The 17021-nt window shown below is 49.8% G+C and carries 16 protein-coding genes and 2 tRNA genes; 15 read left to right on the top strand and 3 right to left on the bottom strand.

What is annotated here, in order from left to right; genetic code table 11:
• Positions 1-91: 91 nt before the first annotated feature.
• Positions 92-2083 carry an HD-GYP domain-containing protein gene (locus tag ULO1_RS09955; protein ID WP_079933491.1) on the top strand — a complete coding sequence of 664 codons (1992 nt, stop codon included), beginning with the start codon at positions 92-94 and terminating at the stop codon, positions 2081-2083.
• On the opposite strand, the gene ULO1_RS09950 is transcribed toward ULO1_RS09955, so the two are convergent.
• Complete coding sequence (locus ULO1_RS09950) at positions 2064-2657, bottom strand: flavodoxin family protein (RefSeq protein WP_159446881.1); 594 nt, start codon at positions 2655-2657, stop codon at positions 2064-2066. The two genes, ULO1_RS09955 and ULO1_RS09950, sit on opposite strands and share 20 nt — an antisense overlap.
• Before the next feature lie 132 nt (positions 2658-2789).
• On the opposite strand from ULO1_RS09950, the gene ULO1_RS09945 reads away from it, so the two are divergent.
• The 13 genes from ULO1_RS09945 to ULO1_RS09885 all read left to right on the top strand — a co-directional run bounded on the left by ULO1_RS09945 (position 2790) and on the right by ULO1_RS09885 (position 15852).
• A complete protein-coding gene (locus tag ULO1_RS09945; RefSeq protein ID WP_159446880.1) occupies positions 2790-5018 on the top strand; it encodes an HD-GYP domain-containing protein in 2229 nt (742 codons plus the stop codon).
• Positions 4900-6903, top strand: a complete 2004-nt coding sequence (locus ULO1_RS09940; protein WP_079933488.1) for a DUF342 domain-containing protein — start codon at positions 4900-4902, stop codon at positions 6901-6903. Before ULO1_RS09945 ends, ULO1_RS09940 begins: the two co-directional genes overlap by 119 nt.
• An 11-nt stretch (positions 6904-6914) precedes the next feature.
• On the top strand, positions 6915-7277 hold the full coding sequence (locus tag ULO1_RS09935; protein ID WP_159073869.1) for an STAS domain-containing protein: 363 nt from the start codon (positions 6915-6917) through the stop codon (positions 7275-7277).
• Positions 7274-9433 carry an HD domain-containing phosphohydrolase gene (locus ULO1_RS09930; RefSeq protein ID WP_079933486.1) on the top strand — a complete coding sequence of 720 codons (2160 nt, stop codon included), beginning with the start codon at positions 7274-7276 and terminating at the stop codon, positions 9431-9433. The genes ULO1_RS09935 and ULO1_RS09930 overlap by 4 nt, the downstream gene beginning before the upstream one ends.
• On the top strand, positions 9430-9837 hold the full coding sequence (locus ULO1_RS09925; protein ID WP_078664672.1) for a hypothetical protein: 408 nt from the start codon (positions 9430-9432) through the stop codon (positions 9835-9837). Before ULO1_RS09930 ends, ULO1_RS09925 begins: the two co-directional genes overlap by 4 nt.
• A 16-nt stretch (positions 9838-9853) precedes the next feature.
• Complete coding sequence (locus ULO1_RS09920) at positions 9854-11047, top strand: pyridoxal phosphate-dependent aminotransferase (RefSeq protein WP_079906758.1); 1194 nt, start codon at positions 9854-9856, stop codon at positions 11045-11047.
• Positions 11048-11182: 135 nt separating this feature from the next.
• Entirely contained in the window at positions 11183-11749 is a 567-nt protein-coding gene (locus ULO1_RS09915; protein ID WP_159071936.1) for a GNAT family N-acetyltransferase, read from the top strand.
• Positions 11750-11872: 123 nt separating this feature from the next.
• Positions 11873-12268 carry an Rrf2 family transcriptional regulator gene (locus ULO1_RS09910; protein WP_078664669.1) on the top strand — a complete coding sequence of 132 codons (396 nt, stop codon included), beginning with the start codon at positions 11873-11875 and terminating at the stop codon, positions 12266-12268.
• 70 nt (positions 12269-12338) lie between these two features.
• Positions 12339-13661 (top strand): cytochrome ubiquinol oxidase subunit I, encoded by a 1323-nt coding sequence (locus ULO1_RS09905; protein ID WP_079933485.1) that lies wholly within the window; start codon positions 12339-12341, stop codon positions 13659-13661.
• 1 nt (position 13662) lies between these two features.
• Positions 13663-14679, top strand: coding sequence for a cytochrome d ubiquinol oxidase subunit II (gene cydB / locus ULO1_RS09900; protein ID WP_079933484.1), 1017 nt, complete (start codon positions 13663-13665; stop codon positions 14677-14679).
• A gap of 47 nt (positions 14680-14726) precedes the next feature.
• A complete protein-coding gene (locus ULO1_RS09895) occupies positions 14727-15152 on the top strand; it encodes an Hsp20/alpha crystallin family protein (protein WP_242947931.1) in 426 nt (141 codons plus the stop codon).
• A gap of 88 nt (positions 15153-15240) precedes the next feature.
• On the top strand, positions 15241-15669 hold the full coding sequence (locus ULO1_RS09890; RefSeq protein ID WP_079933482.1) for a nucleotidyltransferase domain-containing protein: 429 nt from the start codon (positions 15241-15243) through the stop codon (positions 15667-15669).
• Positions 15670-15690: 21 nt separating this feature from the next.
• Positions 15691-15852, top strand: coding sequence for a DUF86 domain-containing protein (locus ULO1_RS09885; protein ID WP_242947930.1), 162 nt, complete (start codon positions 15691-15693; stop codon positions 15850-15852).
• Positions 15853-15977: 125 nt separating this feature from the next.
• On the opposite strand, the gene ULO1_RS09880 is transcribed toward ULO1_RS09885, so the two are convergent.
• Both ULO1_RS09880 and ULO1_RS09875 read right to left on the bottom strand, forming a co-directional pair.
• A tRNA-Leu gene (locus ULO1_RS09880) sits at positions 15978-16064 on the bottom strand.
• Positions 16065-16070: 6 nt separating this feature from the next.
• A tRNA-Pro gene (locus tag ULO1_RS09875) sits at positions 16071-16147 on the bottom strand.
• Between the two features lie 251 nt (positions 16148-16398).
• Between ULO1_RS09875 and ULO1_RS09870 the strand changes: the two genes are divergently transcribed.
• Positions 16399-17013 carry a succinate dehydrogenase cytochrome b558 subunit gene (locus ULO1_RS09870; protein WP_078664665.1) on the top strand — a complete coding sequence of 205 codons (615 nt, stop codon included), beginning with the start codon at positions 16399-16401 and terminating at the stop codon, positions 17011-17013.
• Positions 17014-17021 lie beyond the last annotated feature (8 nt).

Below are 17021 nucleotides of genomic sequence, written 5' to 3'. Positions count from 1 at the left end.
AAAGGGGAATCTTGAACAATAAATAAAAAAATGGTAAAATAAAACAAAAAAAAAAAAAAAAAGGTAATACCTAACAGCGGAGGTGGCAGCTATGGTCTATTTTTTTACTCAAAATGTGAAACAAAAACAGGTATGGCTGGCTATCATCCGCTGTTTGCGTTTTTGCTTTTATCTGGGTATGATTTTGGCGGGATATTTATATTTCCATAAACCCACAACCTGGATAGTAGCAGCGCTGGTTATTTTAGCAATATGGTTCATTATTATATATCGCATCTGGATACGAAGACTGGCGGGGACAGTGTTCTGGAGCGTACTGGTTATTGAGCATTTGCTCGGTTTGGGTCTGGTGTGGAATGGTCATGGTTTTGCTGATTATGGTGTGATTCCCCTTATTTTATTAGCGTTATATAGTTATGACTTTGTGGAACTTACACCGATAGTAATTGCTCAACAAATATTAGTGGTGGTGCTGAAAATAACTGGCTTAATTAGTTCAAATTTTTTGCTTCTTTACTTTATCTTTACGATTTTGGCCTTTGGATTGAATTTTTTTCGATGGCGTAATCTGGTCGACAGTTATCTATATGCTGTACATAAACAGGCTTTTGCCAATCTTGTCCGTATACTGGTAGAAATAGAGAGAAAGCAGTATTCAGGTGAAGGAGTAGAAAAAGATCTAAAACAAGCTGTAAGCGCTATTTTGGTTTATGTTACAACGTGTCCGGGTGGACTGGTGATAAAAAAAATGGGAGGTAGCTGGCAGCCTGTACTGGCTTTTGGCGTTCTGAGTGAACAGGAAAAGGATTTCTGGCCGGAAATTCGTGATTGTGTAGAGCGAGCATGCTATGAAAAAAAGATTGCAATTTCAGAATTTGATTATTCTTTAAGCCCGATTAAGGTAATTATTGCAGAAGAATTATATCTTGTGACTTTGCGGTCATCGGTCAGGCTAAAAGAAAAAGACCTGAGCAGTATTATTCCCCGGGTGCTGGCTCTGGAAGCTGCTTTTTACCATTCATGGGACGAGTTCTGGTTTCAGACTTTACTGGCATGCACTGAAGCGCAAACCGGAATTCTGTTGTTATCCAGCCCTAACGGTCAGCTGGAACTGGCAAAAGCAGAAGCTGGCCAAGAGCCAGCTAATATCCAGGAAATTATCAAGCGGGACTATTTTCAGGGGTTACTGGCTCTAACGAAAACCCATGCTGAGGGAATAGTAATCAATGCTCCCGCTATTCTCGGGTTGCAGGAACTGGCAGGCAAGATAAATAATTTAATGTTGTTTCCCCTTGCCAATGGCGGATATCTGATTGCTGCCAATAAGGCAAATAATATGCCCTTTACCAGTTTGGACTGGGAATGTGGCAAAATGTTAGCCAATTTCATCAGCCGAACCCTGGATAAGCGAAAGTTTGCAGTATTGTTAAACAATATGGAAAAACAGCGTTTGCTCGCTTTGACCGAAATTGCTGGCCACTTTGCCCCCTATTTACATAGTCACCTGGAAAAAACAGCAAAAATGGCGGTAAAAATAGGGGAAAAATTAAAATTGGCCGGGCGCGAACTGGAATTATTGTTTCAGGCTGCGCTGGTCCATGATATCGGTATGATCGGGATCAGGCAGGATATAGTTTTAAAACCGGCCCTATTGACCACCGGAGAAAGGCTGGAAATAAAAAAGCATCCTCTGTTTGGAGGTGAGATCCTGAAAAAATACGGCCTGCCGCCGGAGGTGCTGCTGGCGGTGGAACAACACCATGAATACTGGAATGGACTGGGTTATCCCCGGGGATTATACGGTAAGGAAATTCATCTATATGCCCGCATACTGGCAGTAGCCGATGTCTATTCGGCTATGACATCTTTTCGGCACTATCGTATGCCGAAAAGCAAAGAAGAAGCGGTTGCAGAAATCAGCAGTCAGGCTGGGGCTCAGTTTGATCCCCTGGTGGTGGATGCCTTTCTGGAAGTGCTGGAGGAGGAAGAAAAGGCGCAGGGGCGCAATTTGGCCAGCAGCTTTTCCTGGGCTAGAAAACTGGCAGGAGAGGCAGAGGCGGCAGTTAATTCCCGGCGGCAATAAGGGAGATTGCCGCTTTTTTTATTTCTGCCAGCAATTCGGGTCTATGCAGGACAGCATCCTTATCTTCTAACTGTTTGACCAGGAAAGAAGGGAATTTTTTCATTTCCAGCATCTTAAAGGCATAGTTTACCACTTGTTCTGCACCCTGAAACACATCCGGTAAATTGGAGCCGGCCACACCGATATACCAGGCCCGGCGACAAGAGGCCAGGAGCGGATCGGTTATTACTGCCTGTTTTTGCACATACTTTTTGCCCCAAAAGGGCTGCAGGCGATCGATCAGGATTTTGGTCTGGGCATTGAGTCCCATGGCATAAATGGGGGCTGCCAGTAGAAGATACTGACAGGACAGCAGCTTGGGGTAGAGAGTTTGCATATCATCCTGCTGGATACATTGAGTGGTAGTTAGACAGGCATTGCAGCCCAGGCAGGGATGAAGCTGCAAACGGTGCAGTTCTATCATTTCTACCTTAATCCCCTGTTCCCTCAGAATTTGACAGGCGGTGTTGAGCAGGGTCCAGGAATTGCCGTGGCGGGGGCTGCCCAGCAGGGCCAGAGCAGCAACTGAGGTCATAGCTATCCTCTCCTTTCTAGTTAACATTTTATTCTAGCTTAAAAGCGCTGTCTACGGCAGGAATTCTGTTACATATTGTCGAAGATTATCTAATCAGGAAAAAGAGCGGTAAGCGGCAAAGGTGGAATGAAAATGTTCGAACCAGTCTGGCAATGGCTGAAAACCCGCAACAAACGGTTCTGGGCCATGTCCATGGCCTGGTTGCGCTGGCTGGGTTATGGCGAGTTTCTTTATCTAACTGCAATGGATAAAAGCGAAGGCTGGTGGCAGCTGGCCTTGCTGGGCTGGTTGGTTTTGCTGGGTTTGCAGTATCTACGCTACCTGCGGGCTCCTCTGCATGGGCCCATGATGTGGATGGTTTTTCTGGGAGAACTGGGTTACCTGGTCTGGCTAACAGCTCATCATTCCGGACAGGCTGGCGCCCTGATTATTTTTTATTATCTCCATCTTCTTACCATTCTGCTGGCCTATGAACAGCTGGAAGCGGCCTTGATGTTTATGGTTCATCAGGGAGTAGTCCTGATTGCCTATTATACAGGCTGGATTTCAGGAGAATTTCTCGCCCGCTATCTGCTGGGTTTGCTGTTTGTGGCCGGGGCTAATTTCTGGCAATGGGATAAAATCATCAGGGAGCGCCAGTTCTGGACAGCGAAGAGAAACTATCAGCGCCTGGCTTTGCGTCTGGCCGATCATTCTACCCGGCTGTTGCAGCATCAGCTGACTGAAAATGAGTATAAAGACCTGTTGCAGGAAATGCTGGAATTATTATGCGGCTTGCCGGGCGGTGCGGTTTTTCGCCGCCAGGAACAGGGAACCTGGGAGCTTTACCTGGCTTTCGGGGTAGCAGTCCGGGGGCAGCAGGAACTGCTTCCTTTGCCCCGGGGGCTCAGGACCATCAGGATTGAACATATTCCTTATTTGCTGGGGGAATTACAGGAACTGCCTGTTAAATTCAAGGGAAAAAAAGAAAAATATGCTTTTGCTCCCCTGGTGAATATCAACCAGGTGCCGGAAACCCTGGCACCGGAGACAGGCTGGCGGCTGGCCCGGGTGATAGAGTTATGGCAGCAGGGACCGGTTTTAAAGGCGGCTAACAGGGCTTATATCACGGGGATTGCCGGCCCGGGGAAAGCAGGCGCTCCCATCAGGATCGAAAGAGAACTGGAGCTGGCTTTGCCCCGCATGGTCCTCAGATTTTTAACTGCTGCTACCGGGGCCAGACAGGCTTTTATCATTGCCAGGAACCAGGTGACTGTGGCGGTAGATGAAGAACATGAATTGCCCATTATCTGTCTGGACCAGACTCTGGAGGCTCTGTTGCTGCTGGCTCAAAGCCGGGAGGAGGGCTTGCTGGTAAATAACCTGGCCGTGTTAGGACTATGGTCCAGAGAACAGGAAGGTTCCCTGCACAACATCATGGTCTATCCCTTATTGTCCAACCATGAAGTTCAGGGTTATCTGGTGTTGCAAAACAAGTGGGGGGATCATCCTTTTACTGAAGAAGAATGGCAGCTGGGGGGAACCATGGCCCGCAGCCTGGGGCTCAATTTGGGTATCAAAAATTTTGTGGCCAGCTTGTTGCAAAAACAGGATGATGCCTACCGATTACTGGCCTCTGCCTGCCAGGCCTATGTCTCCTTTCTGGGTGGCCATTTGCATCGTACTGCCGATTTGGCAGAAAAAATGGCCCTGGCCCTGGGCTTGCCGGCGGATCAGGCCCGAAAAATCTGGCGGGCGGGATTGATCCACGATATCGGAATGCTGGCCATAGAGCGCCAGCTGCTGACCAAACCGGGTCCCCTCAGTTTTCTGGAAAAAAATCTGGTTCAGGACCATGTCAAGTATGCTCGCAAGATTTTACAGGGCCAGAAGATGGTGGATAAAGAAATCCTGGAAATGGTTGAACAACACCATGAGCGCTGGGACGGCCGGGGCTATCCTGCTGGTCTGAAGGGGGATGAAATTTCCCTGGGGGCGCGAATCCTGGCGGTGGCGGAAGCTTTTGATGCCATCCTCAATTTCCGGCATTACCAGCCTCCCCGCAGTTTGGTGGAGGCTCTGGAAGAGCTGATGCGGGAAGCCGGTCAGCAATTTGACCCCTTGCTGGTGGATGTTTTAATTATTATTATTATTAATGAAGAACAACACAAAGGCAATGACCTGATGCGAGACTTGCGCTGGGTACAGGAACTGGCCCAGGAAGCAGCCGTGGCCGCTTCCTGGCTAAGCGGAGGTGATAGAGATGGCAGTCAGGGAATGGATTTTTCAGGACAGGACAATAGAAGCGGCAATAGCCCGGGCGGCAGTGGAACTGGGTCGGCACCCGGAGGAACTGGAAGTGCAGGTGCTGGTTCAGAATGAACAGGATGAGCTGGTAAAAATCAAAGTGAAGTTGCCGGAAGGGAAGACAGAACTGGATGAACATCAGCTGGCGGAACTGGTAGAATCGGTACTGGAAGAAAAGACTCAGGATGGCACTGTGGCTATCAGCAATGGTCAGGTGGTGGTACGGGCACCGGTAAAAGGGGGACGCTATCCCAGTATCACACCGGGACCCGAGACCAGGGTCATGGTCAATGGCCAGCTGATTCAGAAGGAAACCATGGTCAGTCCCCGGGACCGGGTAGTAGTGAGCGCAGAGGACAGGCCGCCAGTGCGTCTGGCGGAAGTGCAGCTGACCCCGGACAAACTGGAAGCCTATCTGGCCATCACTTACGCTTCAGGGGCGAAAATGAAAATTCCAGATCAACCGCCCCAAACCCGTTTGACTGTCAGGGCCGAAGCAGTTCAGATCCTTGAACCGGTTCCTTTCACCACTACCGAGCTGGTAAACATCCTCAAGGAGCATGGGGTTGTCTATGGAGTGGATATCCAGGCGGTGGAGCAGGCCCGTCTGAACGGGGGGCGCTACCTGGTGGCCAGAGGACGCCCCATGGTTCCAGGCGAGGCTGGAAAAATCGAGTATTATTTTCTGGATGAAACCCAGCAGGCACGACTGGATGAGATGGAAGAGGAGCAGCGGATTAACTTCTATGAACACCGGACCATTCCCAGTGTGGAAGCCGGGGAGATTCTGGCCCGCAAATATCCGGCCAGGCCGGGGCGGCCCGGGATGACAGTAACCGGGGAAATTATTCCTGTGCCGGAATACAAAGAACCACAGCTGCTGGTGAAGCAGGGGGCTACGTTGATGGAAGATGGCCAGGTGGCGGTAGCGGTTACGGCTGGACGGCCGATTTTGAAAAACTCGGTCATCAGTGTTTTACCCATCTACACGGTGCAGGGGGATGTTAACCTGGCTTCCGGCAATGTGCGCTTTGATGGCCACGTAGTAGTTTGGGGCAATGTCATGGATGGTGCCAGTGTCATCGCCGGAGGCGATGTGGAAATCCATGGCAGTGTCACCCAGGGTTCAGTGCAGGCCAGAGGCAATATCACCGTCCATAAGAACGTGGTCGGGGCAACCCTGGTGGCAGGGGGTATGGATGCCATTAACAGTGAAATTATCTACCGTCTGCGGGAAATCAAGGGGGAACTGGAATCTCTCCTGCTGGCAGTAGTACAGCTCAAACAGCATCCGGCCTTTGGCAGTGAAGACCTGGCTCGCTATGGCTTAGGCCGTTTGCTGCGCATTTTGCTGGATCAGAAATTTGCTACTTTACCGAAACTGATTTTACAAATTGTTCAGATGTTACAAAACCAGAGCCCCAGTGACAGTTTGAACGAAATCATCCGCCTGGTGGCTCGCAAGTTTGTGGGATTAGGCGTACTGGAAGTGGCTGATGAGCTGGAAATTCAGGAAGCCATTTTGCGGCTGGAAAAGGAGATTATTGACCTGGAGGCCACCATCAATTCCGCTTCTGATATTAAGCTGGCTTATGCCCATAACAGTAAACTGGAGGCCAGCGGTAAGATAGTCTTTACCGGCCAGGGTGCCTATATGTGTCAGGTAAGTGCCGGGGGCGATGTGCTGGCGGAGAAAAAAGACAGCATTTTTCGCGGTGGGCGTTTGATTGTGACCGGTAATGCCGTATTGAATGAACTGGGGAGCCCCATGGCCACTCCCACGATGGTGGAATTTGTTTTCGGCCGCCGCATTCTGGTTAACCGGGTCTATCCCGGGGTCAGCTTCCGGGTCGGTCGTCAGCTGTTCAAGGTCCAGGAAGGTCTGCAAGACGTTCGGGTAGCAGTGGATGAACAGGGGATTTTACGGGTGGATTACCTGTATAAAGAACACTTGCAATGAGGAGGAAGAATATGTTACAGGTGGAAAAAGAGCGGCTGGGTGAACGGGCTTTAATAAAAATTAGCGGAGCGCTGGACCTGGGTACGGCGGATGCCTTTAAGCAGCAGCTGGTACCCCTGTTGCTGGGGGAAACTGAAGTAGTATTCAATTTTTGCGGAGTTAAGTTTATTGATTCCACCGGGATGGGGGCGGTGCTGGACTTTCTGGAAGAACTGACCTTGCTGGGAGTAACCGTTACGGGCTGGGAAATCGGGCCGACCTTGTTTGAGATCCTGCAATTACTGGGAATGGTGGTGCCGGCTGAGAACGGCTGGGTACTGAAAGCGGCAGACAAGGAGATACCTCTGGCACTGGTTTGCCGTGATCAGCAGTGAAAAACCGCTTCTGGCTGGTTACTACCCTCTATATCATACTTTTTTCTCTGTTACTGGCCCTGCTGTATTATGATGGTCATCGCCTGGCCTCTGTATGGTTACTGACCTTTTTGCTGCTTTTGGCTCTAGGCGGTGTTTACTATCTATTATTTCAGCAACAAAAAACCTGGTGGCAGCAGCGCTGGGAGCAGGCGGAGCTGGTGCGGCTGGTGTTAAAAATTATGGACGGGCAGGTTATGGCTGAAGAAGCCTGGGAAATCTTTGTCCGCTTTCAGAAAAACCTGGTGGGTTCCTGGGCAGCTGCCATAATAAAGTTTGATGACGAGTATGAGTGGCAAATTATTGCCGGTGATCGACAAATAGCCAGCCGCTTTAGCCCGGCAATCCAGGAAGCAATCCGCAGGCTGAAAAGGGCAGAGGGAGATTATCGTTATCTTTCTGAGCCTATTCCCCTGGGCTGGAATAAGTTGTATGCATCCTGCTACGGGGACTTGTTACTGGTAAATATCTGCTGCCGGCAAAAATGCCTGCTGGATGATTCCGAAGTGGCTAATCATTTTCGCCAGAATCTACGAAGGTTTTTACAAGCCGGAATTATCACTCCTGTATTACAGGCAGAACAGGCCTATTTGCTGGGTTTATTGTTTCTAATGCTAATGTCCGGCAGCCAGATAGGGACGGTGGTGGTCAGGGAAGAAGGAGAAGAAGGCTTTCGCCTGCTGGCCCACTGGGGGCTGGGGGAGGAGGCCAGCCTGAGCCGCCAGACTGTCGGGCTGCTTTCCCTGGTCTGCGCTTCCGGGGAAACACTGAATCTGGGGACTGCGTCCCAAACTGTGCAACTGGATTTGCTTTCCCCGGAATACAGCAATATTCTGGTGGTTCCCATCCGCATTGATGGTACTACCCGGGGAGCTTTGCTTATAGGCAACCGGGTAAAAGCGGAAGACAGCAAGAGACCCTATCCTCCGGAGATAGTGATGGTGGCTACTTTAATTGCGGAAAAAATGGGAGCTATCCTCAAACACGAACTGATGCACCAGGCCATTAAAGCCCGTTTTCTGGCTACCATCCAGGCTCTGGTACAAGCTCTGGAGGCCCGGGACCGCTATACCAAAGGTCATTCCGAGAATGTGGCCCGCTATGCTCGTATTATTGCCGAGGAAATGGGGTTGACGGCACAGCAAAAGGAAAATATTTATCTGGCCGGTTTGTTGCATGATATCGGTAAAATCGGGGTGCCGGAGCTGATTTTGAATAAACCGGGCCGGCTGACGGAAGAGGAACGGGTGGTGATCAGACAGCATCCTGTAACATCCCGGCGTATTCTGGAAGCCATCCCGGAAATGCAGGGGATCCTGCAGGCGGTGGAACAACATCATGAGCGCTGGGATGGCCTGGGTTATCCTGCTGGCATAGCCGGAGAGGACATTGACCTGGGGGCTCGTATTATCGCTGTGGCCGATGCCTTTGATGCTATGACCAGTGACCGGATTTATCAGAAGGGGCGGACGGCTGAACAGGCCTTAGAGGAGTTGGTTCGGGGAGCAGGGGCTCAGTGGGACCCGCAAATAGTGGATGTTTTCCTCAACTGGTGGGAGCGTACGAACAAGAAATCGGTGGTTAACTGGAAATTGAAGTTCACCCGCCGCATCTACCGCGATATTCTGGCCAGTGTCACTCAATCCAAACTGCATCTTGCTGAAAAGGAAGAAATGCTGGATTTCTGGCATAAATTAAATTTGGGAGAGTGGCTGGAGGTTAAGGAGGCCCGGGATCTGGGCCAGCTGCGGGAACATTTCCAGATCTGGTTACAGGTGCGTCAGTATCCGGAGAAACGCAGCAAGGAACTGCTGCTGATTCTCTCTGAGCTGGCAACCAATGCCCTCAAGCATGCCCGGGGCGGGCAGGTTAACTGGGGGCTGGATGACCGAGATAATCTCTATATTGTCGTCAGGGACGAAGGGAGCGGTTTTGAAGTGGAAAAACTGCCCCAGTCCTTGCTGGTCAAGGGGTTTTCTACCAAGAAATCCCTTGGGTATGGTTTCTCGGTAATACTGGAACACTGCAACAAAGTCTATCTGGCTACAGATAGTACCGGTTCTATCGTAATGGTGGAGTGCGGGAAGAGCAGGATGGAGGTTACTGGTACCTTATGAGTATTAAAGTTTTAGTAGAACAGGAAGGCAAGAAAGTTAGTCTAGAGGGAGAAATGGATTTGCTGCTGGCTGAAAATCTGGGAAATGAGAAAAAATATCAGCTGCAGCCGGAGTTTAGTCTGGACTTAAGCCATGTTACTTTTACCGACAGTTCAGGGATTAATATTTTGCTGGAATGGCTGCTGGAATTGCAGCAACAGCAGATCTATGCCAGTTCCTGTCTTTTAGGAGAGGATACCTTCCGTTTGCTCTTTGACATGGGGTTGATTGTACTGGTAGATGGCCGCATCTTCCTGGCTCCGGAAGGTTTGCAACGGCCCATTGCTTTAAGTTTTTTGCATACATTCGCTGAAGAGAAAGGAAAACGCCAATCGCTGTCGAAAGACCTTCTTGTGAATACATAAAACGGGAGGTACTTTCATGGAACTGGCAGAACGGGCGCTGAGAATTTCTCCATCACCTACCCTGGCGCTGGATAGTAAAGCCAAGGCAATGGCCAGAGCCGGGGCAAAGGTGATCAATTTCGGGGTTGGAGAACCGGATTTTGATACCCCTGAACACATCAAGACTGCGGCCATGCGGGCCATAGAGCGGGGGATGACCAAATATACCGCAGTAGCAGGGATAGAAGAACTGAAGGAAGCGATTGTGACCAAACTGGCTCAGGAGAATGGCCTTTTATATAGTCCGGCCCAGGTAGTAGTTTCCTGTGGGGCCAAACACAGTTTGTATAATGCCCTGCAGGTTATAATTAACCCCGGGGATGAGGTGCTGATGCCTGTACCTTACTGGGTGAGTTATGAGGAACAGATCAAGCTGGCCGGTGGGGTACCGGTACCGGTGCCAGCCAGCCGGGAAAATAATTATAAAGTCAGGGTGGAAGACCTGGAAAGGGCAATAACTGGACGAACGAAAGCCTTGATATTAAACAGCCCCAATAACCCTACAGGAGCAGTGTACAGTCGGGAAGAACTGGAAAGTATCGGAAAATGGCTGCTGGAACGGGGTTTGGCGGTGATTTCTGATGAAATCTATGAGAAACTGGTTTATGATGGTAACCAGCATCACAGCATCGTGGCAGTAGTGCCGGAATTGAGCGGGCAGGCCATTGTTATCAACGGGGTGTCCAAAGCCTATGCCATGACCGGATGGCGGATCGGTTATGCAGCTGCTCCTTTGCCCTGGGCCAAAGCTATGGCTGACTTACAGAGCCATTGTACCAGCAACCCCACTTCTATCGCCCAGGCGGCGGCTCTGGCTGCTTTAACCGGGCCCCAGCAGCCCTTGCAGGAGATGGTGGCAGCTTTTGACCGACGGCGGCAGCGGGGCTGGGAACTGTTGCAGCAAATCCCCGGAATCTACTGCTCTCGGCCAGCTGGTGCTTTTTACCTGTTCCCCGATGTCAGTGGCGTTCTGGGCAAAAGCTGGCAGGGGCGGCCAATAGAGAGCAGCGCTCAGCTGGCTGAACTGTTACTGGAAGAGGTCCAGGTGGCTGCTGTACCCGGGGAGGCTTTTGGTCAACCGGGAACCCTGCGCCTTTCCTATGCCGTTAGTCTGGAAGTACTGGAGGAGGGCATCAGGCGGATTGGGCAATTAATATCGGAAGTTAAATAATACAAAAAAATGGGACGGTTTTTCCGTCCTAATTTTTTGTGCCCTATTGCGCTTTTGCAGGTGAATGGTATATATTATAAGTGAACGGTATATATTTTAGTGTGAATGGTTATTCAGCGATCAGGGGTGGGGGCTATGTTGCGCGTGAGAGAAGTGAAAAGTCCACAGACTGTGGATTATCTGGAATCCATCCGTTATTGCCAGTTGATGTTTGACCTGTCCAACTATGAGGTCAGGGAAATTACCCAGAAACTGCTGGATCATTCCCTGATTGCCCCCAATGAGATGCATTACCTGGTCCTGAAAGAGGATGAAGAACTGGTAGGCTATGCTGTCTACTATTATCTCCAGGATTTGCAGCTGGCCTTTCTGGATTATATCGGCATTTTGCCTGCCTTTCAGAGTCAGGGTTATGGAGCCCGACTTTATCAGGCTATGCTGCAGGAAATCCGGCAACAGCATCCTGAGGCACAGGGACTGATAATGGAAGTGAAGAGCACTGATGATGATTTTGACCGCCGTTGCCGGTTCTTTCAGAGACTGGGAGCTTCCCTGATTGATTTGCAATCAATGGATGTGCCGGCCAAACTCAAGGAATCCGGTCTGGTGTTGATGATCCATCCTTTTCAGCAGGATTTACAGCTGGACCGGGAGATGCTGATGAGATTCTTTCGGGTACTGGCCCGCACCCTCTGGCACTAACAGCCTGCACGAGACCCTCCGGGTCTCTTTTTTTATTTTTGCATCTTGACAGAAGGCTGGAAAAGTGGTATTCTTTAACCAGAAAGTTTACTAACATAGTAAACAATGAACGGAGAATGGGTTATGGTACTCAATCAGGCCACCGATTACGCTTTACGGGCTGTAGCCTGTCTGGTCCGGCACCAGGGGGAAAAAGTGGAGGCCCAGCAAATAGCCAGAGAGGAAGTGATCCCGATGCGCTTTTTGCTGAAAATCATGCCTTCCTTGATCAAAGCCGGAATTGTCCGCTCAATCCGCGGGGCGGGTGGAGGCTACCAGCTGGCCAAAAAGCCGAAAGAAATTACCTTTCTGGAGGTAGTGGAAGCCATCGAGGGGCCGCTGGCCATCAATAAGTGTTTACTGGATTATGCTGCCTGCAATAAAAAAGGAGCGCCTGCCTGTTCCATTCACCAGGCTCTGGCCAGGATCCAGGGGAAACTGGTGGAGGCATTGAGGGAGCAGAACTTTGCCAACCTTTAGCCTGCGGGCGCTTCTTTTTGAGCATAAACTTCACTAATTTAGTATACAATAACGACAAGGAGGGGTTTTGATGGATGCTGTTTTGCTTTCGCGGATTCAGTTTGGTCTGACCGCCTTTTTTCACTTCTTTTTTCCGCCTTTGACCATCGGTCTGGCGGCCCTGCTGGCCTTTATTGAGTACAAACACTGGCGCACAGGGAAAAAAGTTTATGATGAAATGTCCCGCTTCTGGACCAAATTGTTTGTGGCCTGTTTTGCCGTTGGGGTAGCTTCTGGCATCACGATGGAGTTTCAGTTCGGCACCAACTGGTCGGAATACTCTAAATTCGTGGGGGATATTTTTGGTGCTCCGCTGGCAGCGGAAGGGGTCTTTGCCTTTTTCCTGGAATCCACCTTTATTGCTCTGCTCATCTTTGGCCGGGAACGAATCTCTGCTGGCTTGCGTTTCTTTGCGGCTCTGATGGTAGCTCTGGGCAGCAGTCTGTCAGCTTTCTGGATTATTGTAGCTAACTCCTGGCAGCAAACCCCTGCTGGTTTCAAAGTGGAAGGCGGGCGGGCCATTCTTACCGATTTTGCTGCTGCTGTCTTCAACCCATCCACTATCCCCCGCTATCTACACACTCTGGATGGGGCTTATATCACCGGTGCCTTTTTCATGATGGCAATCAGTGCCTATCTCCTGCTGAAAAAGAAACGGGTGGAATTGGCCCGGCACTCCTTGAAACTGGCTTTGGTAGTGGCACTGGTAGCCAGCTTGCTCCAGGTATTTCTGGGTGACATTCACGCCAAGCAGGTGGCGGAAACGCAACCGGCCAAACTGGCCGCTTTTGAAGGGTTATGGGAGACCAAAAAACAGGCACCACTGTTGCTGATAGGTATTCCTGCCCCGGCCCAGGAGCGCAATTTGCTGGAAATTGGTGTGCCCGGGGCGCTGAGCTGGCTGGCCTTTGGGGATCCTCAGGCGGAAGTAAAAGGCTTGAAGGATTTTCCCCGCGAAGAACGGCCGCCGGTGGCTGCCAGTTTCTATTCCTTCCGTCTGATGGTGGTGTTAGGCAGCTTTTTCGCTGTACTTCTGCTCTGGGCTCTCTGGCTGCTGTATCGGGGCAAACTCTATGAACATACTTTTACCCTGAAAGCTTTACTCTGGTCTTTGCCCCTGCCCTTTCTGGCCAATGAGCTGGGCTGGATGGCGGCAGAAATTGGGCGGCAGCCCTGGATTGTTTATGGTTTGTTAAAAACTCAAGCTGCTGCTTCTCCATTGCCGGCGGGACAGATAATGCTGACCATCCTGGCCTTTGTGCTCATCTATTCCTTCCTTTTCGGGATGCTGGTATATCTGATTCGCCGCATCATTAACAAGGCCATGGCTGAAGATGTACAGGAGGTGAAGTAGGATGGACCTCAACACTGCCTGGTTTTTGCTGGTAGGGATACTGATCGTTGGTTATGCCATTCTGGATGGGTTTGATCTGGGAGTAGGTACCCTCTATTATCTGCTGGGCAAAAATGATGACGAAAAGCGCCAGCTTCTCAATGCTATTGGTCCTTTCTGGGATGCCAATGAGGTTTGGCTGTTAACCGGTGGTGGAGCTCTTTTTGCCGCCTTTCCCCTGGTGTATGCTACCGTCTTCAGCGGATTTTACCTGGCCTTGATGCTGGTTTTATTTGCTCTTATCTTCCGGGCTGTGGCTATCGAGTTTAGGAATAAGGATGACAGTCTGTCCTGGCATAATTTATGGGATAGGGCCTTTTTCCTGGGCAGTGCTTTACCAGCTCTTCTCTTCGGGGTAGCTCTGGGCAATGTACTCAAAGGCCTGCCTCTCGATAGCCAGCAATATTATACAGGTGGCTTTTTCGGTTTACTTAATCCTTTTGCCTTGCTGGTAGGGGTGCTGGGACTGGCAGCTTTCCTGCAGCAAGGGGCAACCTATGTGATGATGAAAACAGGAGAGCCGCTGGCAGGGCGGGCCCGGCAGCTCCTGCCTGGTATCTGGGGCGGAGTGGTTGCCCTCTATCTGGCGGTTACCCTCTTCAGCTGGCTGGTTGCGCCCCATCTTTTTACCAATTTCAGCAAATATCCCTGGTTGTGGATATTGCCGCTTCTGACCTGGTTGGCGATGGGAGCTGTAATCTATTTTGGACGCCGGGGTCAGGGAACAGCCGCTTTTCTGGCTTCATCTCTTACTATGGCTGGTCTGGTGCTGATCGCCGCTGCTGGTCTTTATCCCAATCTGGTTCCTGCCCTGGATCCGGCCCGCAGTCTGACTATCTATAATGCATCTTCTTCGCCCCTAACTCTTAAGGTCATGCTGATTATCGCCCTCTGTGGTGTGCCGATTGTTCTGGGTTATACCGTTTTTGTCCACTGGCTGTTCCGTGGCAAAGTTAAACCTGATGCTCAAGGTTATTAATTCTGCATAATTCTGTCCGTCACGGGAAAAGAGTATAAGGGGAGGTGATGAAGATGACCCTTATACCCTTTGACCCTTTTCGCGAGTTCAACCGCTTTGTCCAGGAAGCGGTAGGCCGCAGCCGGGAGGGCTTTCTGGGCTATCAGGTAGCGGGGCCACGGGTGGACATCTATCAGACGGAAAATGAAGTGGTGGTGGTAGCGGAAATCCCCGGTCTTGAGTCCAGGGAGGACCTGGATGTGCGGGTTACCGAAGATGCGGTTACCATCCGGGGAGAAATCAAGCGCAGTGCGGAAACCAGAGATGAAGACTACCATCATTCCGAACGGTATTATGGCGCCTTTGCCCGCACCTTTACCTTGCCGGCGGCGGTAAAGGCAGAAGAAGCCCGGGCCTCCTATCGCAATGGCATCCTGGAAATCCGGATCCCCAAAGCGGGACGAGGACGCAGCATCAAAGTGGATATTAACTGAAAAGGTCGGTTACTACCGGCCTTTTTCTTTTGTTTTGGCGGGAAATAGAGTAAAATATGGATATAAGCAGATTAGTGAGGGATGAGAAATGCAAGGCCTGGGTGAAAAAGAAATTAAACTAATTATAAATTTTTTGCAGGAGCGAGTTAACCCCCTTTTTATCTTGCTCTTCGGTTCAGCTGCTCAGGATAGACTGCGGGCCGATAGTGACATAGATCTTGCGTTTCTGGCAGAACAAAAAACTGAGGCCTGGTACAGGTATCAACTGGCTCAGGAACTGGCTGAGCTATTGCAGAGAGAAGTGGACCTGGTGGATTTACGGGAGGCTTCGACGGTATTAACGGCTCAGATTGTCGGTACGGGGAAAATAGTCTTCTCTCGAGATGAAATAGCCAGGCAGTGGTTTTTTATGAGGGCACTAAAGGAATACGCTTTATTAAACGAAAGAAGACAGGTAATACTGGAGGCAATTAAAAAGAGGGGGCGGGTTTATGGCGAAGGATGTGATTATCAATAAAAGTTGCTATAATTTTTAGCGATGCATGTTATTGCCGAGCAGGGATGGGGTGTTCCTCAAAATAGCCGGGAAGCTTTTGATATTTTGCTGGAAAAGGGGATTATTGATGAAAAATTAAGCAAGAACCTCAAAGGAATGGTGGGGTTCCGCAATCTGGCTGTTCATGATTATCAGGACGCTTAATCTGGCCATAGTTCAGCAAATTATAGACAAACACCTGGTTGATTTACTGGATTATAGCACGATTATGTTAAATCTAAAAATATAAAAAACCGTTGCTTTTCGGCAACGGTTTTTTGCGTGGGATTTGGTGCGGACAAGAGGACTTGAACCTCCACGGGCGTAAGCCCACTAGAACCTGAATCTAGCGCGTCTGCCAATTCCGCCATGTCCGCAGGCACTGGTCGGGGCGACAGGATTCGAACCTGCGGCCTCCACATCCCGAATGTGGCGCGCTACCAAACTGCGCTACGCCCCGCAGACAAAGGTTATTATAGCAAAGGCGGTGGCAGAAGTCAATACCTTAATCAGGAACAAGCAGTATAGGTTAAAAATTTTAGAAAATAGAAAAGAAAAGGCGATTCAGTAGCCACATTTTTATAAAAACAAGAAATGAGAATAAAGGCCGGTGAGTCTGAGGCTTAACCTGTCTAATTTTTTTATGGCATGCTTTTTGCAAGTAAACGATATCACTGAAAAGCAATCATCATGGGAGGAGGTTTTGGCTTTATGGCGGATAATCATTTTTTCATCCGCAAGCTCCATTCCCTTCTGGGGGTGATTCCAGTTGGTTTGTTCCTGCTGGAGCATTTGTTTACCAATTCCTTTGCCCTGAAAGGGGCACAAGCCTTTAATGAAAAGGTGGAGTTTTTTCAGAGTATTCCTTATCTTATCTTCATTGAGTTACTCCTGATTTTTTTGCCGCTTCTGTTCCATGGTATTTACGGGACCTGGATTGTTCTGACGGGAGAGAGCAATGTTTTTCAATACCGGTATTATCGTAACTGGTTTTACTGGATTCAGCGGCTTTCCGGTATCATCACTTTAATTTTTGTCATCTGGCATGTCTGGAATACCCGTTTGCAAACCCTGTTCTTTGGCACTGAAATGAGTTTTGAGTTTATGCATAATTTGCTTTCCAATCCAGTTAATGCTGTTCTTTATGCTATCGGGTTGATTGCTGCTACTTTCCATTTTGCCAATGGCATGTGGGCTTTTCTGGTTTCCTGGGGGATTACCATTGGGCCTAAAGCTCAGAGAACCAGTACTATCATCTGGAGCATATTCTTTATCGTTATTACTGCTGTAGGCTTGAATGCGCTGTTCGGCTTTATCAGAGGCTAAAGGGGTGA

Source organism: Carboxydocella sp. ULO1 (genome assembly GCF_002049255.1).
Lineage (GTDB): Bacteria > Bacillota.
The sequence above is the reverse complement of the archived record's forward strand: the minus strand, read 5'-3'. Positions and strand labels throughout refer to the sequence as shown.

Coding starts and splice junctions, on each gene's coding strand:
- ULO1_RS09870 (WP_078664665.1), top strand. CDS start 16,399: ATGGCGGATAATCATTTTTTCATCCGCAAGCTCCATTCCCTTCTGGGG.
- ULO1_RS09890 (WP_079933482.1), top strand. CDS start 15,241: ATGCAAGGCCTGGGTGAAAAAGAAATTAAACTAATTATAAATTTTTTG.
- ULO1_RS09955 (WP_079933491.1), top strand. CDS start 92: ATGGTCTATTTTTTTACTCAAAATGTGAAACAAAAACAGGTATGGCTG.
- ULO1_RS09940 (WP_079933488.1), top strand. CDS start 4,900: ATGGCAGTCAGGGAATGGATTTTTCAGGACAGGACAATAGAAGCGGCA.
- ULO1_RS09910 (WP_078664669.1), top strand. CDS start 11,873: ATGGTACTCAATCAGGCCACCGATTACGCTTTACGGGCTGTAGCCTGT.
- ULO1_RS09885 (WP_242947930.1), top strand. CDS start 15,691: ATGCATGTTATTGCCGAGCAGGGATGGGGTGTTCCTCAAAATAGCCGG.
- cydB (WP_079933484.1), top strand. CDS start 13,663: ATGGACCTCAACACTGCCTGGTTTTTGCTGGTAGGGATACTGATCGTT.
- ULO1_RS09905 (WP_079933485.1), top strand. CDS start 12,339: ATGGATGCTGTTTTGCTTTCGCGGATTCAGTTTGGTCTGACCGCCTTT.
- ULO1_RS09945 (WP_159446880.1), top strand. CDS start 2,790: ATGTTCGAACCAGTCTGGCAATGGCTGAAAACCCGCAACAAACGGTTC.
- ULO1_RS09925 (WP_078664672.1), top strand. CDS start 9,430: ATGAGTATTAAAGTTTTAGTAGAACAGGAAGGCAAGAAAGTTAGTCTA.
- ULO1_RS09950 (WP_159446881.1), bottom strand. CDS start 2,657: ATGACCTCAGTTGCTGCTCTGGCCCTGCTGGGCAGCCCCCGCCACGGC.
- ULO1_RS09935 (WP_159073869.1), top strand. CDS start 6,915: ATGTTACAGGTGGAAAAAGAGCGGCTGGGTGAACGGGCTTTAATAAAA.
- ULO1_RS09920 (WP_079906758.1), top strand. CDS start 9,854: ATGGAACTGGCAGAACGGGCGCTGAGAATTTCTCCATCACCTACCCTG.
- ULO1_RS09915 (WP_159071936.1), top strand. CDS start 11,183: ATGTTGCGCGTGAGAGAAGTGAAAAGTCCACAGACTGTGGATTATCTG.
- ULO1_RS09895 (WP_242947931.1), top strand. CDS start 14,727: ATGAAGATGACCCTTATACCCTTTGACCCTTTTCGCGAGTTCAACCGC.